Here is a 25,677-nt window from a genome sequence, read left to right as displayed (position 1 = left end):
GAAAACCATCTACATCTACGAAACGGAGGAAGGAATGAAGAACGAAGCACACGCTGTGAAACATAACTACGCCAAGCTGTTCGGTGCCTTTTCCCTTACTTTTCTAGGAGACGGATTAACGCTAGCTGCTGTACCCTGGCTTGTCTCCACCCTAACAACCGATACATTATATGCATCCATTACAATGACAGCCTTGCGTCTACCTTGGCTCATTTTCAGCTTGCCGGTTGGTGTTCTCATTGACCGATATTCACGCAAGCATATGCTCGTTGGAGCCAGCTTTACCCGAATGCTGTTTCTATTCATGCTGACGATCTGTATCTGGGGAGGCTGGATCAGCATACCGCTGCTTGCCTTGTTTATGTTCGGAATCGGTCTGAGTCGTGTTGTCTTTGACAGTACGGTGCAAACGATTATTCCGCAGATTGTGGAGGAAAAAAAGCTGGAAAAGGCCAATGGCCAGTTCACAGCCGGGCAGCTGATTACCAGCGATATTCTGGGCGTAGCCCTCGGCGGATTTATTATCACGATGCATATCGTGTATCCTTTTGCCATCGACACCGTAACAGCGGTGCTCTCCCTTCTGCTAATCATTGGCTTACGCGGCAGCTTCCAGCCGACTATCACGAAAGCAGCCCAAGCTCAGGAAACGTCTGCGGCAGCTTCCAAGCAACAAACGACTCAAGAGGAGAACGAGCAGCAGGCCCGTCCGCTGAAAAATTGGAAAAAGGAAATGTGGCTGGGGATTCGGTATGTATTTCAGGATCAATTTCTACGTGGTCTGGCTATTTTGTCAGTTACCATTACGCTGATGTTCTCCATGATTCTGGTAACCCAGATTTTCTTTGTACGTGAAGTACTGCAGCTTGAAGCCTATGCTTTTGGTATCCTGATCTCGATCGCCACCCTCGGCAGTATTCTGGGGAGTCAGGCTGTGGCTTCTATGCGCAAACGCTGGAGTTCGAAGCAGCTCATCCTTTTATCTATCCTAGCTATGGGCCTGCTCTATGGAGCGGTTGGTCTGACATCCAATGCATATGTAGTCGGTGGTCTATACTTCTGCGCAGCCTTTTTCATTGTTGTCTACAACGTAACCCGTTCGTCGATCCTGCAGCGTTCCGTGCCTAATGAATTGCTCGGGCGTGTAGGGAGTGTGTTCCGTTTCCTTTCCTTTGGCATCAGCGCCATCGGCACCTTGCTTGGCGGTTTGCTCGTTCGGGTAAGCGAAACCTTTTTTGACCGTCTGTTCTCGCTGCAGCTGCCCTATTTGCTGCTTAGTGCGGTTTACATCGTGGCCTGTTTCCTGTTTGCTTCCAAAATGCGAAATGTACCTGAGCAGTCACGGCAGTCGTCCATATCATGATGTAGCTCATTCTTCACACTCCAAATAGAACTAAGAAAAAAAGCGGGCTCCGTGGGATACTTCCCACTTGAGCCCGCTTTTCGTTAAATTATAGTCTACGTATGACTATGATTAAGCCTGATTTAGTTCCGCATTCAAGCAGATGGAACCGTGCTGACGCACGTTAACCACGATCACTGGTGTATCCAGCATGCCGCGCATCCAGTTCATATACTCCTCTGCTTTGGCATTAGGAACAATCGCCAGAATAACGCCTGCGAATCCACCGCCATGCACTCGGCATGCGCCGTCTCCCAGATTGCTCAAATAGTTCTCGGTCAGCGCAAGCGCCACTGAGATTTCCTGTGCACGAGTCGCGCCGCTTTGATACACGTTTTGCAGCCATTTCCATGACGAGTTCCCCGATGCAGTGATCAGTGACAAGAAGTCCGTAAAACGACCTTCACGCAAAGCCGCCACTTGTCCATCCACCCGTTTATTCTCAGCCAGGAAATGCAGCGCACGCAATACCGCACGATCTCCAGCCGCTTCACGGATCGCAGGCAGCTTCGCATAGATGTCCTCTTCCGAAATTTCACGCACGTACTCAGCGCCAAGTGCCTTCGCGACAGCCTTCATCTCGTTAGGAACAGCAGCATAATCTTCCGTCAGGTCGGCGTGGTTGCCGCCTGTATTCACGATGACCAGGGAATATCCGTTCTCCTGGAAATTCCATTCCACAGGTTCAATCACAGGTTCAGCCGGATTGGCAAAATCAATCGAGATCAGGCCGCCATATGCGCAAGCCATCTGATCCAGAAGGCCGGACGGCTTGTTCCAGTAATGATTTTCAGCATACTGTCCGATTTTTGCCAGTGTCACCACATCCAGCTTGCCATCATTGTAGAAATGGTTCAGGATGGTGCAGATCAGCATTTCGAAGGACGCAGAAGAACTTACACCGGAAGCCGCGAATACGTTACTGGAAATGTCCGCTTTGAAGCCGCCAATGCTGTAGCCCAATTCCACAAAGCCTGCCGCCATACCACGGATCAATCCGGTTGTACCGTCATCCTCCGCGTTAGGCTTCAGGTCAGCAAGGTTGATCACATACTTTTTGTCGTATCCCTCGGAGTAGAACGTAATTACATTGTCGCCTGTTGGCACCGATACTGCAATCGTGTCCAGTGTAATGCTTCCCGCGAGCACTTTGCCATGGTTATGATCCGTATGATTGCCGCCGATCTCGCTGCGTCCCGGAGAACTGAACAGATGCATGTTATCCTGCTCACCAAAGTGTTCACGGAATGAAGCATCCAGCTTCACATAACGGGCACCCTGCTCCTCTACATGCTGTGGTCCGTACATTTGCGCAAGCAAGGCCTGTCCCTGTGTTGATTGAATAAGCTGTGTTACTTGTGTGGTCATCTCTATTCCTCCCATTTCATATGCAAGCGGCATGTAACCGCTATCCCTTATGTCGTCTAAAATCCTTCATCGGATTAGCCATCCCCATTATCTCAGCTTCTGAGCCGAAAAGGTAGGGCAGAATTGAAATTTTGGAAGCGTTTTTTGAAACATGTGTCCAATTCGAAAAAATGCGGAGGGTTAGGTCATCCGATGCGTAACACACATGCTAGAAGAGAACAGAGAGAGGCGGAGCGACGATATCATTTCTATCTTATTTTTATTAAATTGATGTGGGACTATACATGCCGATAAGAAAGTTCTTCTTACTATGGCGCTTCCTGATGACGGTTCTGCAAAATAAAAAACCTTTAAGAATCGCTCCATGTGAAGCAGTTTGTTAAAGGTTCAAGACTTATGATGCACAGCAACTATGACCGTATGTAGAATTAGTGGATTGTTGCCGATTGTGCCGAGATGGAGACGCTGCCTTCCTTGACGATGATCTCGTTAAAGAAAGGCTCAAAAAATGTCACGGGTACATACATCACACCCTTTATGGACTGAACAGCTGCAGGCAACTGCACATTCTGGGTCAGATTAATAATCTTCAGCTTGCCCGTAAATTTTGCCTCTGTACTGCCTTCCTTCACCATTGCAGACTGTATACTCTCATCCACCTTCACAGCTTTTTCCTCTGCAAGCCAGCTAACTTTATAGCCAAGGGCTTCCGCCGCAGCTCTCAAAGGCACCATCACTGTTCCTTTTTGTTCATAAGCCATCTGCTCTGCACGTTTAGCTTCTACCACTCTTCCATTGACAGTTAAGCTGTATTCTGGCGTAGACGCGGCTGCGCTGACTTTGGCAGCTGAAGCATACAGTGCGCCGGCCACAGATACAACGCATAGTGCAGCGATGAACATCATCATTTTTTTCATAGGAATCTCATCCCTTCTTGTTTAAGCTCCTTTAGCAAAGTTTAACATAGAAAAGAAAATATGATGCTGATCTATTCAAAACAACAACCCTATTCATATTCCCCTCTTGGCTTATTATCGCCTTGAATATGAACAGGGTTGTACGTTAACAAAATTTAATTTACAGTATGTGTCTTTCATTCCGCTTTAAACAGCAGTTGGTCGCAGAATTCCGAGTATGTAGGCACATGCTCCAACTTATAATTCATGATTTTAATGATCAATCCTTCAACAATGGTTTGTGACAAATCATCACGGTCTTGAGGTCTGACCTGATGTCTCATTTGTTGAATGATAGGCTGAAAAGCATTAATGAGTTGAAACATACTTTCCCGATCTCCATTCTGTGCCCTCTGCACTGCATCATAGAATTCAACCTTGTTTGGATTCATCTTTAATCACCGCTTTGATTACCTCGATCAGAGAGCTGATGTTTACTGACAGCTGATCCAGCTTTTTCTCAAATCGGGTAAATAAATAAAATGTAATCATGATAGGGAAGCCAACCTGACTGATTCCTGTTATGAAAGTCGCAATTACGCTATTCTCCATGCTCTACCCCTCTTTTTCCAGTAAATTTTTCATTTTTTTCAAGGCTGCATGTCTTGTCTTCACTACGGCCTGCTGACTAACCTGAAGTCTACTGGCAATTTCATGGTCATGATACCCCTGTCCATAATATAGCGTTGTTACATGCTTCTGTTTATTTGTCAAACTCTCATATGCCAACTCGACATGCTCGTCTGCAAAACCATCCTGAAAATGCGAAGACCGCTCATCCCTCTGCGACGTATGCAAGGCAGTTTGATAGGTACTAATCGTCTCACCGATGCATACATTCGAATCCTCGGAGGATGGTCTGTCATAGATCAGTACATTTCGAGTTGCATAACGTTGATTACGCCGCATTTGATCAATACTCATAAATTTTAGCGAAGATGAGACATACGTGACAAACCGAATTTGAAAGAAATACTTGCGGAAGGACTCATTTAACTCCTCTTCTTTTCCAACCTCCCCTCCTATAAAATCTAACAATAATCGTTGGTGCCTCTCCTGCTCAAAAAAATTCAAGACTATCCGATTGCAAAATAACTCAGGATTCTCGCGTTTGTACTCCTTAAACCGTGAACTGACTGTATGCGTAGTGCAATCATGCTTGCTATCTAAAGTGCTCATCCAGAATTCCCTCCTTTAAGTCTTAATACATATCAAAGCGTCTTAAACAATGATAAAAACAACCATATAGGAACAAACGTTCCTATTATTATACTACATTTTTTCCATAATGAACAAAATAATCTAAATCAGCTTCAATGCAGTTTTCTCTTGATCAGCATTATAAAAAAAGACATCAGCCGATTAGGCTAATGTCTAAATATTATCCTTATGAATACCTCATCTCTTTACGATGGATTCATCATAAGTAACCGGGATTGAAAGAAGAACCTTCTGTGTGTCCTTCTCCTCATCAAAATTACCATCACCATCTTCATCGAGATAAAAGTTTACCATTCCACCGCCATTCGATGGAGTATTAAATTCTACCATCTCATCAAATTCCCCATCATTTATTGTAATCTTACCGCTGCCAATAAAAGAATGCCCATCTTCAATCTGATAAAAGAAATATGAAACATTTTGATCTGAAATGCTGCCAGCAATACGAAGTGTGGTTGTTTCAAGTTTAGCCCCTTCTATCGGTGAGGATAGAGTTAATTCAGCCTTTTTAGCAGAAGAGCAAGCAAAGAGAGTCAGTAATAATATGAAAAACAGAAAAAACCATTTTTTTTTCATCAAAATTCTCCTTGTAGGTTGTTTAAAGTTAAATTCATTACGCTTTATGAAATAGATTGGCGCCAATCAAAATAATTCATAGAGGTGATTAAGGATGGCATTGAAAGGGAAAAAGATACTGATTGACCCAGGTCACGGTGGTACAGACAATGGAGCAAGTGGTAAATTAAATGGAAGCACGGTATACGAGAAAAATCTGGCATTTACTTTTGCTAACTCCGTCAAGTCATATCTAACCAATGCAGGTGTAAACGTCGTGATGACAAGAACTTCTGATACAAGTGTAGGCGTTAATGATCGCTGGCAAAAAGGACAAAATGAAAAAGTAGATGCCGTTATCAGTATCCATTGGAATGGAGGCAGTACAACAGCAAGCGGTACGGAAACCTACTATGCCAAGACTCGCTCGGGAGACAAGAACTTTGCACAAACTCTTCAGACAGCTGTTGTTGCTGCCCTAGGTACAAATGACCGAGGTGTGTTAGATGACACACAAGCTGCTGTTGGATCTCTCGGTGTACTACGATACCCATCAAGTGCAACGTATCCTAGAGCACTGATCGAAGTGGAGTACATTACTAACCCAACCGCGTTAAGCAATCTGGATTATCCGATGTATGAAGCATCACTTGATTTTGCTACAGGCGTTCTTAACGGTTTGAAAAATTATTTTGGATAAACGAAAGCTGGGAGAACTCTCTCCCGGCTTTTTAAATTATTTTTACGCTCATCAGTGGGTAATCTTCCAATTAAAGGAATTATAACTTGGAGTAGCATGGCTATTTGTTTCAAATTGGTATCAAACAAGCAAAGAATAGAAGCAATATTGTAACAAAAGAAATAAATTTATGCTGAAAACTGTCCCCCTGTCACATTTTGTATCTCTCATACCGTCATACTATATGTTAGGGGGGAATCACTTGGAAGAACCAATTCAGCAGATCATCAAGGATGTGATGCAAGGAGAAAAAGATAAGTATGCCTTGATCGTCATTCGCTGTGAAAAATTCATCTTTAACTACTGCTACCACATGCTGGGGGATTACGGCGAAGCAGAGGACTGCAGCCAGGAGGTATTCCTGAAGGCTTATCGCGGACTGCATACCTATCAACCGGATCGACCTTTCGAAGCGTGGCTGTACCGCATTGCCTATAACCATTCCATTGATATGCTTCGCAAGCGCAAGGTCACAAGGCTACTGCCTTTTCTGTACAAAAATGACCGGGAGAACAATCACGTGGATCAAGCGATCGATCACAAATATTATAACCCTGCCGTTTTACACGCACTTGCTGCACTGTCCGCAGAAGAACGAAGCTTACTAATCCTGCGCTGTGTCGAGGACAAAAGCTACAGCGATATCAGTCTCGTACTGAATCAGAATACCGCTAATTTACGCAAAAAATTTCAACGTGCTGCTGCCAAATTCAGAAAGAACTACGTCAGCCAAGAGGAGGAAAAGCCAAATGAAGCACAACGATCCCGAACACGAGCTGAAACGACTATTTCAAAAAGTTGAACCTTCAGGCACTGACCTGCAAGATCGGATCATGAGCCTGATTCACAAAGAATCCGCACCGAAAGAGCGATTCATCGTCAAACATCGTGTCGGGGTTCTGCTGATCGCAGGCTTGTTGCTGACAGCATCCACCGGATTTGCGGCAATGAATTATCAGTCGTTATTCAACGATAAAGGCGATGTTCTTTTGGAAGAAAAACCACTCACTGCTGATCCTGTGCACCAACTATCTCAAGAAGAACAGCTGCGATTGGGACGTATGAATGAAATCTGGATGAATGAGATTAAACCGGGTGAAGCCGCATTGATCTATGTCGTTCCGAATAACCCACATCATCAGTTCGATATTCGCTCTAACCCGCTTAGAGTTGAAAATTTTGAGCAATTAAGCCACATGGTTCATGTTCCTGGCATACCGCTATCTCAAAAGCTATCAGGTGCTTCACGTACATATACTTTTCAGAAAGCAAGTGTAAGCATGGAGTACAAGCAGGATGTATATGAGCTTTCGGATGAGAAAAAAGAAGCCTTGGTTCAAGAGCTGCGCCTTCAAGCTCAAACCTCAGGCCAGGATCATGCGCTAATGCCTGTGCCTGTAACCGATCAATTCTGGCTCTCTTCCATGACCTACGTTAGCGGACAGAATGAAATCTCGCTAAGTATTATGAATAACAAGGATAAGGAACCACTGATCGCTTCATATGATGAGGATCTCAACACCACCAGTCGCAAAATTAAAATTCACGGACAAGATGTGATCGCGCGAACATACGGCGGTGATGTCACAGAACTAATGTGGGTTTATCAGGAGCCGAAAACCAAGTACGCATACCACTACACGCTTGGTGTTCGAGAAGGTGTGGTTCCACTGGAAGAGTTAATCCACATTGCGGAGACTCTGATTCCAGCATCTGATCGTTAAATTTTCCGGATGCCAATAGGAAAAAATAAAGGCTTATCCACTTCAACAGAATGAAGCAAGATAAGCCTTTTTTATTTTGATCATATATTCCTACCTCTATCTCTATCTCTGCAGCAGTATAGTAAATATTCTTGCGCATACTTCTCATCGGAAACAACCCATAGCTAACACGCCAACGAATTGAAATAAAAGCTATAAATTACATAATTTATTTAACCGTTTGTCACACTATAACCCCTCCCTTCCGTTATATCCAGTGTAAGAAGGGAGGGGAATGATTGGAGCACTTCGATCCCGGGCAGGGTCTGAAATTTCGCTTTCAGAAAGTTGAACCCGTCGGTAATGCCTTGTATCACCGGATTATGAACCAGATTCACCTTGAAGAAAAAATAAAACCAAAGGAGCGATTTTTTGTGAAATACAAAATCAGTTTTCTACTTACTCTAGGTTTATTGTTAACCGCCTCAACCGGATTTGCTGCCGTGAAATACCAGTCTCTGACCAACGACAACGGGGATGTACTTTTTCAAGAACAGCCAATGACCCACGCAGAATCTAATCGTACCGAGGATGACGACAAAAGAATTAGTCTCATGAATAACATCTGGGTCAATCAGATCAAACCAGGTGAAGCAGCGATCATCTACATCGTGCCCAACAATCCGAACCAGGAGCTCTACCTCAAGGCGAATTCGCATATTATTAAAAATTTTACCACCATGCAAAAGATGGTTAACATTCCAGGCAGACCTCTAGCTAAAGAGATTGCTGGCAAAGGAAAAGAAAAATATACATTCCAAAAAGCAAGCGTGCATATGGAGCATGGAATGGACCTCGACAAGCTCTCCGAGACGGAAAAGGCAGACATCACTAACAAGCTTCTTCTGGAAGCACAGGCTTCAGGAAAAGACTACGCACTCATGCCCGTTCCTTTTACAGACGAGTTCTGGCTCACCACCCTGACTTACACCAACGGCAAAAAAGAAGTTTCGCTGGACATTCTGAACAGTCAGGACACGGGTACAGTCTCGGCTTCATATCAAGATAGCATTAAAGTCACCAGTCATAAGATTAAAATTAACGGACAGGATGTCATCCAGCGAACTTATGGCAGCGGACCTTCCGAGTTCATATGGGTGTATGAAGACCCAAAAACCAAATATGCTTATCACTACACCCTGAGAACAGCTAAAGGTAACATCTCCAATGAAGAGCTGCTTCGCATTGCAAAAACGCTGATTCCGACAGCAAAAAAATAATGTTTTCTGCTCAAAGATACACATGAGAAAAAAGCTTATCCACTTCGTGTGCGGGATAAGCTTTTTTTATTTTATATTTACCGCTTCATCCCGTTCAAAGTAAGAATACAACCGAGATCGTTATAAAAATGGCAAACTAAACTCTTCTTACGGTGTTATACACTTATAAGAAACAATGTTAGTTTTGTTGCTTATTTATATAGAAAGGTCGTTATCTATGAAAAAAACAATCACAAAGTTAGCCTCTATACTAGGTTATGGACTTTTAACTTCCCTTTTTATTTTCTTTCTTATAGCACTAATTGCAATTATCATTCTGGCTATCTATGAGTTCAGAAACTAATCACCACAAAAATATAAGCAACAACAAAGCCCATATTGAATCAGCTTCGTTGCCGCTCATATCTTATTTAACATCTTCAATTAAACTATAGATAAAGGATTGCCTTTCTCGAAATATGAATGTAACCGATACAAACATACTTCCCGTGTCCAACGATATAACACTGCCCGTTCTTCCGTATTCTGCACTTCTACATTCAGTGAAAACACGCCATCTTCGAATCGGGTCATACTGTTCTTTGCCCCACTCCACTTGGACATGGGCATGTCGATAATCAGCTTCTGCATCTCGTTTGCCGTCTTCTCATTCCATTCTGTTAGCGCAGCCTTACCTTTATCTGAAAAGTCCTTTCGTTTCCGATACTCCTTCTCTGTAAGATATCGATAGAAAAATTCAGCCATCTCTCCCGGTGTGACCGGGTCCATCCAGTGGGCTTCGCCTCGATCCAGCATATAAAGCAGCACAATCATTTTGTAGCTTTTGTTCATGATCGTCTTTTCTATATCTCGCAGCCATGCTTCGTGCCGAACATAGATATCTCCCTCCACAGGAGATAACAACTCTGTCCAGTACAGGAAACCGACATATGAGCCAAATTCGCTTCGGTATCCGATACTCTTCGACTGCCCCATAAGATGAAGCTCCAGATAGGTCGGGATACGTCCCAGCTCGCGTTTGACATCCAGAAAATCCTGAAGCAGCTTTTCGCGGCGCGGCATTCGTTTGCGGCTTAGCTCCTGAAGCAAGTTCACCACTCGGGTCTCCAGATGAATGCCGCAGTTGTCTGGAACTTCCGGTATAGCCGAGTCCAGTGCTTTTCCACTACGTTCCTCATTCCTGCGTACATCAAACAGGCTAAGCTTCACATCCGCATTGCGGTAATTCCCGATCAGGTCGATGATAACGCAATGAGACTTTCCTTCTGACAACCTCAAACCTCGCCCCACCTGCTGGGTGAATACCGTAAGTGACTCGGTGGGACGTACAAAAAGCAACGTATCTACACTCGGAATATCCGTCCCTTCGTTAAACAAATCTACGGTCAGCACAACTTCCAGTTCACCCGCGCCAAGCTGCCGGATGGCTTCCTCTCGCGACATCTCCGATGTACGCGAATGCAGGCTAAGCACCTTCACTCCCTGACTTCGGAAATACGCAGCCAGGTAGTCCGCTTGACGAATGGATGAGCAGAAACAGATGGTTCTTGTCTGCTTGTGCCGTATCCAGGCCGCATAGATCGTTTCCACATGCTCCTCTTGCAGTTGAACAGACATGAGCTGTTCTTCATCATATTTGGTACCGAGCCAGCGAATCTGCGAATAGTCCGTATCGTCGAATACGCCATAGTATTGAAAAGGCGCCAGCCATCCGCGCCGAATCACTTCAATAAAATGCATCTGGTACGCGACGTTCCCGTCACACAGTGCATATACATCCTTACCATCCAGTCGATCCGGGGTTGCTGTAATACCCAGCAAAAACTGCGGACGGAAGTATTCAATGACCTTCATATACGTCTTTGCCGCCGCATGATGGAACTCATCCACCACGATCAGATCAAAGGCATTAGCCGCAAACACATCCCGGTGTCGTTGCAAACTCAGTGTATAGATCGAAGCGTACACACAGTCTGCCTCTCCATCCTTTTGTTTTCCGTTAAATATCCCATGACTACGTTCAGGCATGATCTGCTGAAACGACTTTTTCGCCTGATTCAGGATCTCTTCCCGATGCGCTATAAACAAAATTCGCTCAAACCTTTGGGCGAAAAAGCCCGCCAAATACGTTTTGCCAAGTCCAGTCGCCATAACCACCATGGCTTTTTCGTACTGCTCCTCCATCGTTGCATTCAATGCTTCGAGTACATCTAATTGGGCAAATCGTGGCTGAATAGGCAAATGAGGCAAGACAGCAGGCTCGTGTTCAGTCTCCTCCTCTGGCAGCCTTGTACCAAACTCTGCTTCCTCCATTTCAGTGATCCGCTGGATCATCTCCGGGTTCTTCTGGTGATACTGTCGATACTCTTCTTCATACAGTGCGATGGAATCCGGGTTCACTGGCAAGGTTGTCTCGTGATAGAAGCTCTGCATGAACTTCTCCAAAGCCGACTGAAACGTATACGGCTCTGCCTCCGCATTCATTGCCAAATTCCATTCATACCCCGTCTTGAGCGCCGTGAATGAGAAATTCGAAGAGCCGACAATCAACATGCCTTCTCCATGTTCATGATCAAACAGATATGCTTTAGGGTGAAAAGAAGTACCCATGCTTCGCCACAGCCTTGCTTCAATTCGTGGATCAACCTCACAGAGCGCCCGCAATCCTTCAGGCTGTGTGATGTACAAATAGTCTCCTGCGAGCATACGCACCTCTGCTCCACGTTCTGCCGCCCGCTTGAGATGTGGGGCAAGCAGCTTGACTCCAGATTGCATCATAAAGGACGTCATAATATAAATCCCGGACGCATGCTGCATCCGGGTAATAAGTTCATCGGCCAGATTGTCGGTAATGAGTTTTACATTAAGCTTCGTTGACATCGATCAGATACACTCTCTCCTGGAATCCTCCACGCGCCTCGGCTTTATCTGCACGCAGCTTATCCAGCTGCGCCGCATTGGCACCATGAACCTCTGCCAGCGCCCGGATCACTTCGAGCATATCCGCCAGTTCCTCCAGCGCTTCCTGATCGCTTCCTGCACTCATGTATTCTTCCGATTCTTCGCTCAGCTTTGTTCTTAACTCTTCCTTGTATTCCTCCGGGTCCAGAATGCGCGTCCGACACTCCTTGCGGCTGGATGTGATAATATGCGGAATCTTGTCCCGCACTAATTTGTTGTATGTAGGCATGTGGTTTATCATCCTCTCTGCTCTGGAAGCTCTCCAGCTTCACGCCAGAATGTCCCTTTTTGCCATTATACCATTTGCCATGGATGAAGAGAGGTGGTTTTTGTAAAGTGGCGGGAGCAAAAAGAGGGATACAAAAAGCCCATAGCTACTCTTTAAGGAGTGAGTTGGGCTTATACGGAATTTCGTGCTACCTATAGGGAATTCGGGTTCATGTAACACCAATCAGACATATTTGAAGTTTTCCAAGCTTTCGCCAGATCAGACATTGTGTAAACCCAATCTTCCTCTATCCAAACCATCATCTGCGGGTACCTCGCAAGAAAATAATACAGAAAGGTTAGGGTAACCTCTTCATTTTGATGAACTTCATCTATAATAAGCGTGTTAAAATATATTCTCCCATCATCTATCCACTCCAATTCTCTGTATTGATGCAGAGCAGGTTCATCGTACACATCGACTCTGATCGTATTATTTACCTTGCCAAGTCCTGACTCTTGTTGGTTCGAAAGTGAAATACCTAAGGCACAATGTTTCATGTTCTGTTCCGAATCTAAATCTTGAATTCCATATATTAAATGTAATTTTGCCTCTATACAGGCTTGCTGTATATCTCTCATCAAACGATCTATGGGTATATTACTGTTTTCTTCTACCAATACAAAAGCCGATGCCATTATTTCAGTACCTCCCTTAATTCATCCAACGAGTTAACCACTTTAACACCCTTACTTTTTACATAATCGATTTTCTCAGATGCAATTCGACCCGTATTTTCTAACGGTGTGTCGATATATAAAATAACTTCCTTCTTGTTATGATTAAAAAACTCTTTATGATTTATATCCACGAGTCTATCGATTTGGTCTGTTTTCACTGCTCCCGCTGATTTTTTCACTTCAATAATTTGTGAGTTCGTAACAACATCCAGATCCGTAACTCTTAATTTATTATCCACATTTTTAACTTCCACTCCAAATCCAGTTACTCCAACATGACTCTCTACAAATTCACCGACTTTCCCCTCGACAACTTTACCTGTATCACGGCTATTTTTTGCAGCATCTATTGCATGAGGTATATTTTTAGGGTTCTGCTCTATCCAAAAAATCCTGTTGCCAGCATTGTTAGTGAATTGTACTTCTAATCCTTTATTCGTTTTGCTGAGTATTGGGTTATCATGCAATGGATTGTTCGGAATATGACCGGGCTTTGCTCCCATGTCTTTTGATAATTTCAATCCATTTTTCGGAACCTTGTAGCCCTTATTATACATCCCCGTAAAAGCCATCGCGATCTTACCGAGTTGTAAACTTGCGATAGAAATTCCAGCTTGCCATGCAGGTACAGATACTCCGGTAATGGGATGGTAACCTTCTTCAAATGCCTTAATTTGTTCATCATATATATCTCCCCCACCAGACTCGGGTTGCTTCGGCCCTGCTCTCATTTCCTCTAATGAACCACCATTATTAAAGTATTTCCTTAATTCCTTCTGTCCTGGCATCCCATCCTCAGCTTCACTGGCAGGCATAACGACACCAAACAAAGGATTGTATACCATTCTTTGTTTCTCTTCCCGGTTAGCTGTATCCTGATTCATTATGCTGCCAGCAGCATTCTGCCCAATAACGGCACCCAAGCTCACCTGTTCCTGATCCACCTGTTGGAACCTCTCGGCAATAGCCACTAGTTCCTGAGAGGACTTCACCATACTCTCCAGTGCACGATTCAGTACAGGACGAGATTGCTGAAAATCATAGAAGAACCGCTCCTGTGTGGCTCCTGCCCACTGAGACTCGATGAAGCCGATTCTTGCAGTCAGGTCATTCCGTATCGATTCCAGCTGTTGTCTCCCCTGCTCAATCTGTTTAGATACATGTAGTAGTTGCTCTGGTGTTACTTTAATTGTACTCATAGATTTCTCTCCGAAGTAAATAAGATTTTACTATGTTAGCAGAAGTACGTGATATATACATCCGTCCAATATCCTGATTTTCCCTTATTATCAAAAGTGTTCTTTAATCCCCTGTGCTCTTAGAGTCCTATGTTCAAAAAAACTGAGCAATTTATACACACATTGAATCAATAGATTATTTTAGCTCTGTTAGTTATGCTTCAACCGATCCTCTAACTCCTTCAATATTTCTTCTGTTCGTTGAAGAAGCTTTTTGATGTTGTTTTCCTTTAGAGTCCGATCCTGGTTAAACTCCCCCATGCAGGACATATGTTGAATCGTACCAATGAACAAAGCAATGTCCAATCCAGGTACAGTATCTGTATGCACCAAAGGTAAAATCTCATTCATAGTAAGCTCCTTCGGTGAATGTACTGCACGATACTTTTGGATATATAATGCCTTAATCATCGAGGCAAGTGCCCAATCGCAGAGTATGAGGCAAGCTTGAAACTGATTGTGACTTTGCATGATGCTGGCAAGTTTGATGTGATATTTCGAATGTTGGTGATAGCCCATGATTGTATTACGGAGTCTATATTCATCTAGATTATGTCTGAATACAGATTGCTTAGAGTTATTACCTTCTTGAAAACGAGGAGTAAAATCTACTTGGTGATTACAAGGCGCTTCGGTAAAAGACCGATTTCTTGCCATTGTCATCCCTCCAGCGAGTTAATACCAGTATTATACAACAAAATAATACTTATAGTAATCAATTATTTATTTTGTATTCTTCGTTTGGTGTTTACCTTTAGGAAACTTGTCTACACTTTTGAACATAGAGGTGAAATACCATGAACGAGGACAGAGAAGTTTTAAAATTGGTCGGAGCCAGAATTCGTGCACTACGCAAAGAAAAAGGGTATTCACAAGAATCCCTTGGAGAAAAAGGTGGATTTCATTTTTCATACATAGGTCAGATTGAACGTGGTGAAAAGAACGTCTCTTTGGTGAACTTGGCGAAGATCGCTGAGTCCCTTGAAGTTAATTTGATACAATTATTTGCGTATGTTGATGAAGAGTTTGAAGTAACTGAAGATGAGAAACAAATTAAGGAAATTGTACAACTGCTAAGAGACTCTAATTCAGAACATATACGGACAGCCAAAAATGTTGTAAAAGGAATATTGATGTAAAAAACAACAACCCTATCTCTCCATTTTTGTTGAAATGATAGGGTTTCTTCACTACGTGCAATCAAAAATTCATTTTATCTTACTTCTACTTTGTAAGTAACTCATCAATTCTTTATCCCGACAATAAACATAACACCCCTTCATCCCCCGAGACATCAATATTTTATAAATATTTTTAACTAGCTTAGTTAACTCCTCATTTTTGAATTTAAGTCCTTTTTTCCCCATTCTATCCTTGTACTCATCATAATCCGAATAAAGTTCCATCTTATTTGAATCAAATTTCAGATCATTTCCTATGATTACGCCTACATAATCAAACTCTAGACCTTGAGACGTATGAACACATCCAATCTGATCTACACCACTTTCATCTATAGCCCACGTGCTTGATATGGAACGAGCATTCCAAGGCATAGCAAATTGATGTTCTTCAATGTTCACATCAGGAATTTCGCCATTGTGATTACCATCCTTATCAGCAGTCCAATTCCAAGCAAACCCAGCTAGCATTCTTGCCTTGTATCCCTGTTCATTTTTAATTTTGATTAGATGGTATACTTCGTTTGGTGTGTTCATTAATATAAATTCAAAAGAATTTTGATCCCATCCATCGAAATTAGCAGTAGGACGAATCTGTAATGCGTCATCAACCCAATTTAAAAAACCTTCTGCCCCAGAGCAACGAAACTGGGCTGCTAGTGAGTATTCATGCACTTCCGAATTATATAATGCAGCTAAACGTTTAATCTCTGCAATAGAACCAATATCTTCAGGTCGGATACGTTGAAAATCATCTATGAAAAACACATTCACTTTAGATGCCTTAATGATATCTTCGATCTGACTCTCTCCAAAATATTGATATGCTCCTTTGCCCTTCAATCGGTGTGCTTCATCAACAACAAGTACGTCATACATGTTAGCTGGTTCTTTGTAAAATTGACTTGATCCCGAAAATAACATCTTTGTACGTGTCTTGTTTTTAGCTTGTCGTTTTGTCAGAGTCTCTACCATAACCGTTCGAAATGAAGCATTTGGGGCAATGAATTTAACATTTAGCTTATTTTTAAGTAACCCACCGAGTGCATTCATAGATATTACTGATTTACCTGTACCAGGACCACCTTGCACAATGATGGTCCGTTTTATATCTGTTTGCTTGGCGAGACTCATAATTGCTTCATATGCAACCTTCTGCTCATCAAGCAATACAAAATCAGAGTTTCCCTGAAACAATCCATCGATATGGTCAATTAGCTTCTTAGACGGACGGATCTTACCATTCTCAATTAAATAAAGTAAGTTAACCCCCTTTCCTTGACCTACATGCTTTTTAAGGAAATTTTGAAGTTTAGATGTATCATCAGCTAAAAATAAAGGAGCTTCACAGATGATATTCTGATATTGATCGTATTGGAGCGGATCAGGATGAACCGATCTGTAATTATGTAGATATGCACATGAGTATCCATTAATATCCTTGGAATACACAGCTTCATTCATATCACTTAAATATTGTTTATATGACCATGCCTGATACGAAGGATGAGGTGTCTCCCTTGTTCTACCTCCAATAAATGCCCTTACAATATCTTCACGATCCATAGCCTCGACTGCATCCCATTGTTTTAACTCCACAATCACAAAGTTATCATTCTTTTGTTCATCCTGACCTGCAATAATAAAATCAATTCTTTTACTTGTAGAAGGAATATTATATTCAATTAATATGCCGCAATCATCTGCAACCTTAGAATTACGAATAATCTTTTCCATAAATTGCATAGAATTATTCCAGGCTCGTACCTCACCTTTGTTTGGTTTCTTCCCCATACCTTTAATATAGGCTTCCTCAATTTGAACTGTAATTTGATTATTATCAACTGATTCTCTGAAGGCCAATGCATTACTACTGTAAATGATCATGGTGTCACCGCCTAATAAAATAGTTTTAATTTTTTCCTAATCTCAAGGCATTAGATGTAAGGGTTGCTATCCCAGCTGCGAATAAGATCAATTCCAGCAATTTGTTTTGGATGAAATGAAGAAATTGAAGTATTTTCATATAAGAGTTGTTCATTATTGAGTTCTGCATATTAATATAAAATTCAGTTGTAGGCATAGGAACAGAAAAATGTAAGCAAAAAGTATAGTACAACGCTTTTTTATAATAAAATATCATACCTCCTACATCATATTTATTTGCGTAACCAAGAAACTCGTACGATTCACTAGTCTCAGCAAATGATAGATAAAGATGTGAAAAAACCATATCAGGAAATATTAAAGCAAATAAAGCGAAAAGAAATATAAATACAATTTGATACCGTGATTCACTATTCAATATTCTAGTTTTTACAAGTTTAAATAGAGATTCAATTACGTAGAATGCAATTATTAATGTAAAGACAGCTACTAGGAAAGTCTGAAGTATTTCCCAAGTTAGATACTTTGACAAAAACACTAAAAAGTTATTGCTTGGATACAAGTTAATTGTTTGTATAACGAACGCATAATAGGTAAAGAAAAGTGTACAAAAAGTGAGGAAAGTAAATATGAGCATTATGGAGACTGAGATATTAATACCTAAATTTAATTTGCTATTTATAAATGAATGTACTGTAACAAGCATATATACAAAAACAAAAAAAATTATCACTGTGCTTAAAATAAAAAAGAATTCTACTGTCCATAAATGAATGAGCACTAGTGGAATTGAAATTAAGATACAATATGCATACCAAGATGCAATTTTCTCATGTATTTGAAAACTCAGTAATATAATTGTTGACCAAATAACTATAGTTTTCATATTTAAATCTTTTGAAAACAAGAATATTAAAAAATTTAAAATATGAGGAGTAAATACCATAATTAAGTATGATATATTGTAATTTTTCATTTCATTTATCTCCTATCTTGCATCAAACAATACACTTATTCGCCACCGCCACCATCTTCGCGGGCATCTCTTCCCTTAACCGCCACACAAAGCTCATCGGCTTGCTCCCCTCATGACTCACGTAATCCGCTTCACCCAGGAAGACAAATGGAGATGTATAGCCATGCTCCTCCTTATACTCCCGAACAAACAGAGCAATTCGGTTGCCTGTATCTCGATGATGAATATAACGCTGTGCGGTAGCGGTGTGCTCCGATACCCGGCTCTGAGTTTGCCAGTGGAACAAACGCTCATTAATCGCATAGTCCTCGTATAGCGTGGAGGGTGAGAAGTCCTTATCCGATTTGTTCAATGTAATGAAGAAGATATCCGTCTGTTCATCGGCAAAATATTTCACGCCTTCGCGGAAGGTTGGTGATTGCTCGGCATTCCAGTAGCCAAAGGCGGCGAGTACTTGGTCGATGGAGTACATACAGTGGATATCCAGTGGACAAGTGTACGGGAATGAGTTACTTTTATCCACAAATCGCAGATGCGCCAGATTATATTTAAAAATATCCACAAGCTCGGCCCGGAATGCTTCACAGGACAGCACTCGTGCCACGCCTTCTTCAATACCGCTTAGCCCCAGCTTCTCCGGTGAAGCCCGGTGAAAGGTGTAATAGAACATGACCAACATGCGCTGTTCATCGGCGGTGGTAGGCTCTTTGCCTTTTTCAATGTAGTCGATCAGAAAAGTCAGCCAGCTGCGAGAGTTGATCGTCAGCACGGATGGCAGTCTGCGAATGTACTCCTCCTGCTCGTCTTCCACTGGCTCGGTTAGTCCGGCTTCGGCCATCAGGCCGCGGAAATACCTTTTGCCCGAACGCCCGCCATACAATTCATACAGTGTCATCCCGTGATGCTCTACAAAATCGGCCAGAGTCAGCGGTAATCCGGTGTCCTGCTGGAACGTTTGCAGCTTCTGGATCAGCGCTCTGCGATTGCGGCTCATCTGCTTCAGATTACGCATGACGTAATCCTTGGCTTGCTTTTCCAACTGAATAAACGTGCCCCGAGGCAAGTTCGAAAAACCGTTCTCGACGTAGTACGAGATGGAATGCTTGGTCACACCGATCAGGGCCCGGAATTTATCCTGGTATCTGTACTCCTGATGCGCTTGTCCGATGAAGTCGAGCACGGTCAGGCACTCTTTGCCCTCCGCCATCCGTAATCCACGGCCGAGCTGTTGCAGGAATACGGTTAAACTTTCAGTCGGACGCAGGAACAGAATCGTATTCACCTCAGGAATATCCACACCCTCATTGTACAGATCAACAACAAAGATCATGCGTAGTTCTCCGTTCACCAGTTTTCCTTTTGCAGAATGACGCTCCTGTTCGCTCGACCCGCCATGCAGAGCCATAGATGGAATACCGGCTTCGTTGAAAACTTTAGCCATATACAGTGCATGATCCACCCCTACGCAGAAACCAAGCCCTTTCACCTCATCCAGATCGGTGACATATCTGTTCAGACTTTGCATGATCTGGTTGGCACGAATTTTGTTATGGGTGTAGAGCTTCTCCAGCTCATTCAGATCGTAGCCTTTGCGCGACCACTTCACCTGAGACAGATCAACGGTATCGGTGACACCAAAGTATTGAAACGGACTCAGCAGCTTCCGGTCGATGGCATCCGTCAGACGAATCTCTGCGGCAATCGTATGATCGAAGTAAGCGGTTATGTCTTTGCCATCCATCCGTTCAGGCGTTGCAGTAAGTCCTAGCAAAATCTGCGGCTCGTAGTGAGATAATAGCTTCTGGTAGGAAGGAGCAGCAGCATGGTGGAATTCATCCACAATGATGTAGTCGTAATAGTCCCGGCTGGTGATCTCTGTCAGCTTCATGGAATTGAGGCTCTGTATGCTGACAAACAGATGCTCCAGCGCCTCCGCCCGGTGACTCCCGACATGCAGCTCGCCAAAGTTCATATCCTTCAAAATATACCGAAACGTGTCCCGGCTTTGCTTCAGAATCTCTTCCCGATGGGCGACAAAAAGCAGCTTGGCTCCCGCATGACTTGCCCGGAATCGTTTGTAATCAAAGGCTGAGATGACCGTTTTGCCCACGCCTGTGGCGGCGACGATCAGGTTGCGGATTCGACCATACAGCGTGCGCTCGGCTTCAAGCTGTTCCAGCACTTCCTTTTGATAATCATAAGGCTGGATGTCGAGATGGAAATGTCCAGTTCGGTCCTTTTTGCGATTCAGAGCCGCTCTCAGTTGTGCCTCATGCTCCTGATCCTCAGGTATGTATCTCGTAAATTCGCGGTCATTCCAGTAACTTTCGAATGTCGCTTCAATCTTGCGCAGCACATCGAGTGAATCCTTCTCCGTCACCTTGAGATTCCATTCCATGCCACTGGTCAGGGCCGGGTTAGACAGGTTGGAAGATCCCACATAGGCGGTGGTGAATCCGGTATCGCGGTGGAAAATGTACGTTTTGGCGTGCAGTCGGGTGACTTTGGTATCATACGAAATCTGGATTTCGGTGTTCGGTAATTTGCTGAGCTCGGTAATCGCTTTGAGATCGGTTGCTTCCATATAGGTGGTCGTGATGATCCGCAGCTTTCCCCCGCCTGATGTGAATTGCTGGAGCTGTTCCAGCAGCAGGCGAAGCCCGCTGAATTTGATAAAAGACACCAGCCAGTCGATCCGGTCGGCGGTCACGATCTCTTTTTGCAGCTCCAGCAGCATGCTTGGTTCAGACTTCGCACCTGTGAATAACGAGCTTTGGGCAATCGGTGTATCCGGGCGAATGATTTTGGTATCGCGAACCGCACGAATGCTGTTCAGCTTGGAATACACATGGGTCAGCACCTCTCCCTGCTCATCCAGTTGCAGATCGTTATACTCCTCTTCCCCCAACGTGTCCTTTAAAGTTGCTATGATCTCATTACAGGTTCGAATCTGCTCTAATACGGCCATTTTGTCTTCCGTCTGTTCCCGTACAATCTTGAGCGCTCGCCGGGTCACCGCCGCCAAATACGTGGACAACAGCTTGCGTGCTTCCTCTGCATCCAGCTTCTCGGTCCCAATGTGATACACATCCGGGTCCAGCGCCGAAATCTCCTGTCTGGTGATGGTGTTGATAAGCTGTTCATATATGCCTTGTTTCATAAATATACCTCGCGAGAGTTAGAATAGGTTGTGGATATGTAGTTGTGCTCCATGGATATTGCTTGGTATTGGTAAATATGGTCTCTACTCTATTATCGTCCAGCACGTGAGAAATTTCATTAGTTGTTTGAGTATAAAAAAAGAGCACCCCTCTTGATTCAAAGCACCTCTCCAGATCATAAGCGTAAAAAAAACGACTCCTATCCCAGATAGAAGCCGCACAATGCCTTTCTTATACAACTTTAGCTAATCATCAGGACACTACAAATTGTACAACAATCGGAGTACCATCGTTCAATGCATCCCCGCCGGGGATGGTAATTGTAGTGGCGGTAACCGAGGATGTGTCTGCTGTTTGCATCAGACCATTAATATACAGGTTGTAGTAATTAAACGCAGTCGGGAAGGCCGTAGCAGCAGTGCCCGCATCGTCTGTAAACGCCGTAGCAGCGATCGCAAACGTTGCCCCTGTACCTGTTCCATCACCGATCGTCGCAGCGAATCGTAAACTGTTCTGAAATGGTGTAACCAGTGGCATATTTCTCACCTCCTACCTGACATAGTATATGTGGTAGATTTGAGACTCGTGAAGGCCAATTCAGGAGGAGGTTTAACCATTTTAACTATTGATAATTATCGCTGTTAGCTGAACAATTTCGACAATAATCGGTGTGCCTGCAAGCAATACACCACTCTGAGGAGGAAGAAACAAACTAGTGGCAGTTAAGGTATAGGACCCGCCTGGCTGCAAGATTCCATTAATGTAGAGATTATAATAACTCGTCGTACTGATTCCTGCGAATTCGGTTACACTCCCATTATCATCATCCACAAAGTCTCCAGCAGGTATTGTAACCGAGCTTGTTAAATCCAGATTAACCTCTGGAAAATAAAAATACCGTCCCGTTGCAGGAACGACCTGAACTCCTGTTACCGTTCCCGGAGGACCCTGCTCACCTTGAGGTCCCGTTGGCCCCGTTTCTCCCTGAGGGCCTGCGGGACCTTGCGCACCAGCTACTCCCTGCTCACCCGGTACACCCTGAGGGCCCACGGGACCCTGTTCTCCCGGACTTCCCGCTTCTCCACGCTCTCCCTGAGGGCCTGCTGGACCCTGCGCTCCGACTACTCCCTGCTCACCCGGTACACCCTGAGGACCCATGGGACCTTGTGCTCCTGAACTTCCCGCTTCTCCACGCTCTCCCCGAGGGCCTGCTGGACCCTGTGTACCCGCTGCTCCCTGCTCACCAGGAACACCCTGAGGGCCCATGATACCTTGTGCTCCCGGCATTCCCTGTCTGCCTGCGGCACCTTGAGGCCCTATCATACCTTGGGCACCTTGCTGACCTGCTGGTCCCTGCATTTCAATCAGACCACCACCTATGGTTTCCTGATGTCTTGGCAGGGCGATATGATCTATGCGATCAGGACAAGCTGGAATAGTCGGGATTTTTACAGGTCGTACAATAACTTTTCGACTAGCAGTGATGCTTCTGTGTCTTCGTGTTGGCTTTATTGACTTGGCGCATCGTTTTTTTCTGGAATCTTTACAACGTATCCTGTACCGTTTGCTGCGTCTTTTAGAGATTGGTTTACTCCATCCCGCCATGGATCGTGTCGCTCTTAATACGTTACGGCTCCTTCTTATTTTCTTTGAAAGCTTCAAGATGGTCACTCTCCTTAGGCAAAAAACACGGTATATATGCCTTATACTATGTCATGAGCACATGCGGAGAGTGTGCTCATGACTATGACCCCATGAAATACATTACTCTGCCTTTGCAGATGCTTCTTTTTCCTTCATCTATATCTTGGATTCAACGCCTCTCTCCAGATATCATCCTTTACAAAATCAACCTTTTTCTCTTCAAAATAAGCTCGCGTTTCTTGCTCCAGATCACTCAAGAGTTGAGGCCAATCTTTTTCGTTAATTTCTTTGGATTCGAAATCTCCAACAATATGCAGCCACCGATTATTCAACTGTTGATACTCCTGGATTCTGGTTTTGAGATCAGCGGATACAGGATAATTGATTAGATCCAACCGCTGGAACGTCATCTGCATTCGGAATAATGTACTTGGCCATATGTCCTCCAGCCCCAAATGGTTGATGAATGGTTGTGCAGGTTTAACCAGCCAGCTGGTTTCCTGACTGAAACTGAGATTCATTAAATTATACTTATTAATAATCTGTGACATGTCTATGAGGTTATATTGGAGCTGCCTGGCCTGCTCCCCATCCTCAACCATCTCGTTAATGATTTTCCCATTCTCCAATATACGGTTTAAAATAAGATCATTATGGATAATTGCACTTTTCAAATCAACGATATCTTGGCGAACATTCATGGTCAGGTACTGTTCATATATTCTTTTTTCTTTGTACAAACTGTAGGCTAGAACAAGTAAGATCACAAAGGCAAGGCAACAGCCGATCATAAAAAGTCGCTTTTTTAAAATCAAGGTATGGGTCCCTCCTCCTCATTTTATATAGTAAGAAGCACCTCTACGTTTGTATGGTAGAAGTGCCTCTATGTCATTCATCATTTCAATTATAAAATTCCATCTATATCGTTCCAGAATCAGTATAGCACCGTTCACTCATATAATTTTTTCACTAGCTGCTTTCTGATAATCTTCGACAGCCTTCACAGGAACATAATATGCTAGAAATGCCGTAAGTCCGACTTTATCATTTCATGAAAACCTCATATTCAATATGTTTAAGAAGTTCTCCATAACTTTTCTGAAGTAATTCAAGGTAAGTTCTGTTGAATGTATATTTTCCGTCCTTATAGAAAAATATTTCTTCTCCAGATGTGTGATAGAATACTCCATTCACTTTAAGTGACTTCAGTATTGCAAATGAAATTTCGTACATCGTTTTATAACATAATTCATAGTTTTGATTGTTTTTTAATTCATAAGATATCGTCTGTTCATATATGAAATCCTCTTCTTGGAACATCGTTTCGTAAGAAGCAGCTGGATGATTGGGCGGAAAATGATTATTATATATACTTATCTTCAATCCATTTTCCAGTTCAAACTCATCATTGTTTTTATTTTTTGTATGACTCACCTTAAAATTGTTACTTAATAGTAGACTCCTTATTCCTAAGACATCCTGTCTTCCGTTTATTTTAAGCGAATATTCCATAGATTTGTCTCCTCTACTTTATGGATAAACAGAAATAATCTTACCATCCTTTTTGATTGCGATAACTTCTTCTAAACCTTCAATTTCCCAATCGCGAAATTGTTTTATTAAAGAAGCGTCATCTCCTGCCCACTTAGACAGGTTAATCACCACGTTCTTCGTTTGTTGTTTGACCACGACTTTTTCTTCTACTTCACTCCAAATACCTCGGATACCCTTACTCTCCGTTGGTGAATAGCAGTCAAATATACGATCTTCAATTCGAAAATCTGGATCCCTGTTAAGGTCAATACCATCACTTTCTCGAACTTTTGGGTTTTGTTCAATCCGATATCCATTTTTAGCCAATACATCAGCGGCATGATTCTCAAGTTCCAAGGATTGTTTAGTCGCCTTATCTGCATTATTCGGAATTCTGGTCCTGGTTCCGCTAGGTATGGCATCTTGATTGGGTGGTGCACTTGGTTTAATCAATTCTCTTACACTGTTCTGGCGTTCATTCCCTTTTTCCTTCTTCCCTCCCCCACCCGCTCCATAGTCATCCTTCGAGTGCAAGGCTCTGCCAAAGAAGAAATAAGACAAGGCCTGACCTACTAACGCACCTTTATAATACCCCGACTCATCTTCATTAAGCTGCTTTTTCTGCTCATCTACAAACTGCTCGATGTCGGACCTCGCTGTTCCTGTACCCCAGGCCGCATCCCATGCAAATGCAATTCCTCGTCGAGCATCAACCACTTTCCCCAACGTCATATCATAGGCCAGATTACCTAACGTACTGAACGGATGATAGAGGATTGCCTCTGCCATCTCACCCAACCCTGTAACGGTGTCGCCAATGGCTTTGTCCACGGCTCCAGTGAAAAAGCTTGGTTTCAACTCGTCAGGTATGTACAAGGCTACCTCGCCTGTGCTGTCTGTTGTTCTGAAATTATTTGCAATGAA

At 43.3% G+C, this 25,677-nt stretch carries 24 protein-coding genes; 6 read left to right on the top strand and 18 right to left on the bottom strand.

From position 1 onward, the window contains the following. The first annotated feature begins 34 nt into the window (after positions 1–34). Entirely contained in the window at positions 35–1,363 is a 1,329-nt protein-coding gene (locus IEW26_RS29315; RefSeq protein WP_188594914.1) for an MFS transporter, read from the top strand. A 111-nt stretch (positions 1,364–1,474) separates the two neighbouring features. On the opposite strand, the gene IEW26_RS29310 is transcribed toward IEW26_RS29315, so the two are convergent. From IEW26_RS29310 to IEW26_RS29285, 6 genes are all read right to left on the bottom strand, one after another. Next, positions 1,475–2,770: a galactokinase gene (locus IEW26_RS29310; RefSeq protein ID WP_188594913.1), complete on the bottom strand. Its 1,296-nt coding sequence runs from the start codon at positions 2,768–2,770 to the stop codon at positions 1,475–1,477. A 428-nt stretch (positions 2,771–3,198) separates the two neighbouring features. Further along, positions 3,199–3,687 carry a copper amine oxidase N-terminal domain-containing protein gene (locus IEW26_RS29305; RefSeq protein ID WP_188594912.1) on the bottom strand — a complete coding sequence of 163 codons (489 nt, stop codon included), beginning with the start codon at positions 3,685–3,687 and terminating at the stop codon, positions 3,199–3,201. 176 nt (positions 3,688–3,863) lie between these two features. After that, a complete protein-coding gene (locus tag IEW26_RS29300; RefSeq protein ID WP_188594911.1) occupies positions 3,864–4,118 on the bottom strand; it encodes a helix-turn-helix domain-containing protein in 255 nt (84 codons plus the stop codon). Then, positions 4,099–4,278, bottom strand: a complete 180-nt coding sequence (locus IEW26_RS29295) for a YvrJ family protein (protein WP_188594910.1) — start codon at positions 4,276–4,278, stop codon at positions 4,099–4,101. The genes IEW26_RS29300 and IEW26_RS29295 overlap by 20 nt, the downstream gene beginning before the upstream one ends. Before the next feature lie 3 nt (positions 4,279–4,281). After that, a complete protein-coding gene (locus tag IEW26_RS29290) occupies positions 4,282–4,905 on the bottom strand; it encodes a sigma-70 family RNA polymerase sigma factor (RefSeq protein WP_188594909.1) in 624 nt (207 codons plus the stop codon). A 219-nt stretch (positions 4,906–5,124) separates the two neighbouring features. Next, positions 5,125–5,523 carry a hypothetical protein gene (locus tag IEW26_RS29285; RefSeq protein WP_188594908.1) on the bottom strand — a complete coding sequence of 133 codons (399 nt, stop codon included), beginning with the start codon at positions 5,521–5,523 and terminating at the stop codon, positions 5,125–5,127. A 94-nt stretch (positions 5,524–5,617) separates the two neighbouring features. Between IEW26_RS29285 and IEW26_RS29280 the strand changes: the two genes are divergently transcribed. The 4 genes from IEW26_RS29280 (at position 5,618) to IEW26_RS29265 (ending at position 9,224) form a co-directional block, all read left to right on the top strand. Beyond that, positions 5,618–6,202 (top strand): N-acetylmuramoyl-L-alanine amidase family protein, encoded by a 585-nt coding sequence (locus IEW26_RS29280; RefSeq protein WP_188594907.1) that lies wholly within the window; start codon positions 5,618–5,620, stop codon positions 6,200–6,202. 241 nt (positions 6,203–6,443) lie between these two features. Beyond that, complete coding sequence (locus IEW26_RS29275) at positions 6,444–7,043, top strand: RNA polymerase sigma factor (RefSeq protein ID WP_229730101.1); 600 nt, start codon at positions 6,444–6,446, stop codon at positions 7,041–7,043. Continuing rightward, positions 6,991–7,965, top strand: a complete 975-nt coding sequence (locus tag IEW26_RS29270) for a DUF4367 domain-containing protein (RefSeq protein ID WP_188594906.1) — start codon at positions 6,991–6,993, stop codon at positions 7,963–7,965. Before IEW26_RS29275 ends, IEW26_RS29270 begins: the two co-directional genes overlap by 53 nt. Before the next feature lie 278 nt (positions 7,966–8,243). Then, the gene (locus tag IEW26_RS29265; RefSeq protein WP_188594905.1) at positions 8,244–9,224 is read left to right on the top strand and encodes a DUF4367 domain-containing protein; all 981 of its coding nucleotides are present in this window, start codon (positions 8,244–8,246) and stop codon (positions 9,222–9,224) included. A gap of 423 nt (positions 9,225–9,647) precedes the next feature. On the opposite strand, the gene IEW26_RS29260 is transcribed toward IEW26_RS29265, so the two are convergent. The 5 genes from IEW26_RS29260 to IEW26_RS29240 form a co-directional block, all read right to left on the bottom strand. Next, positions 9,648–12,104: a DEAD/DEAH box helicase family protein gene (locus IEW26_RS29260; RefSeq protein ID WP_188594904.1), complete on the bottom strand. Its 2,457-nt coding sequence runs from the start codon at positions 12,102–12,104 to the stop codon at positions 9,648–9,650. Continuing rightward, positions 12,088–12,414, bottom strand: a complete 327-nt coding sequence (locus IEW26_RS29255; protein ID WP_188594903.1) for a nucleoside triphosphate pyrophosphohydrolase — start codon at positions 12,412–12,414, stop codon at positions 12,088–12,090. Before IEW26_RS29255 ends, IEW26_RS29260 begins: the two co-directional genes overlap by 17 nt. Before the next feature lie 191 nt (positions 12,415–12,605). Continuing rightward, entirely contained in the window at positions 12,606–13,091 is a 486-nt protein-coding gene (locus IEW26_RS29250) for a hypothetical protein (RefSeq protein ID WP_188594902.1), read from the bottom strand. Then, the gene (locus tag IEW26_RS29245; protein ID WP_188594901.1) at positions 13,091–14,332 is read right to left on the bottom strand and encodes a WXG100 family type VII secretion target; all 1,242 of its coding nucleotides are present in this window, start codon (positions 14,330–14,332) and stop codon (positions 13,091–13,093) included. Before IEW26_RS29245 ends, IEW26_RS29250 begins: the two co-directional genes overlap by 1 nt. Positions 14,333–14,521: 189 nt before the next feature. Further along, positions 14,522–15,028 carry a hypothetical protein gene (locus IEW26_RS29240; RefSeq protein WP_188594900.1) on the bottom strand — a complete coding sequence of 169 codons (507 nt, stop codon included), beginning with the start codon at positions 15,026–15,028 and terminating at the stop codon, positions 14,522–14,524. A 140-nt stretch (positions 15,029–15,168) separates the two neighbouring features. Between IEW26_RS29240 and IEW26_RS29235 the strand changes: the two genes are divergently transcribed. Further along, positions 15,169–15,510: a helix-turn-helix domain-containing protein gene (locus tag IEW26_RS29235; protein WP_188594899.1), complete on the top strand. Its 342-nt coding sequence runs from the start codon at positions 15,169–15,171 to the stop codon at positions 15,508–15,510. A gap of 69 nt (positions 15,511–15,579) precedes the next feature. Here the strand turns inward: IEW26_RS29235 and IEW26_RS29230 are convergent, their stop codons facing one another. The 7 genes from IEW26_RS29230 to IEW26_RS29200 form a co-directional block, all read right to left on the bottom strand. Next, entirely contained in the window at positions 15,580–17,439 is a 1,860-nt protein-coding gene (locus IEW26_RS29230; protein WP_188594898.1) for a DUF2075 domain-containing protein, read from the bottom strand. A 998-nt stretch (positions 17,440–18,437) separates the two neighbouring features. Beyond that, positions 18,438–21,575 (bottom strand): DEAD/DEAH box helicase, encoded by a 3,138-nt coding sequence (locus tag IEW26_RS29225; protein WP_188594897.1) that lies wholly within the window; start codon positions 21,573–21,575, stop codon positions 18,438–18,440. 253 nt (positions 21,576–21,828) lie between these two features. Next, positions 21,829–22,113: a DUF4183 domain-containing protein gene (locus IEW26_RS29220; protein ID WP_188594896.1), complete on the bottom strand. Its 285-nt coding sequence runs from the start codon at positions 22,111–22,113 to the stop codon at positions 21,829–21,831. Positions 22,114–22,194: 81 nt separating this feature from the next. Next, positions 22,195–22,935: a DUF4183 domain-containing protein gene (locus IEW26_RS29215; protein ID WP_229730100.1), complete on the bottom strand. Its 741-nt coding sequence runs from the start codon at positions 22,933–22,935 to the stop codon at positions 22,195–22,197. A 437-nt stretch (positions 22,936–23,372) separates the two neighbouring features. Further along, on the bottom strand, positions 23,373–24,035 hold the full coding sequence (locus IEW26_RS29210) for a hypothetical protein (RefSeq protein WP_229730099.1): 663 nt from the start codon (positions 24,033–24,035) through the stop codon (positions 23,373–23,375). Positions 24,036–24,264: 229 nt separating this feature from the next. Continuing rightward, positions 24,265–24,732, bottom strand: a complete 468-nt coding sequence (locus IEW26_RS29205) for a hypothetical protein (protein WP_188594894.1) — start codon at positions 24,730–24,732, stop codon at positions 24,265–24,267. An 18-nt stretch (positions 24,733–24,750) separates the two neighbouring features. After that, positions 24,751–25,677: CdiA C-terminal domain-containing protein (locus IEW26_RS29200; RefSeq protein ID WP_229730098.1), on the bottom strand; the 927-nt coding region annotated here is incomplete at its 5' end.

This window comes from Paenibacillus silvae (genome assembly GCF_014639235.1).
Classification (GTDB): Bacteria; Bacillota; Bacilli; order Paenibacillales; family Paenibacillaceae; genus Paenibacillus; species Paenibacillus silvae.
Note: the sequence above shows the minus strand (reverse complement) of the source record. Positions and strands in the feature narration are given on the sequence as shown.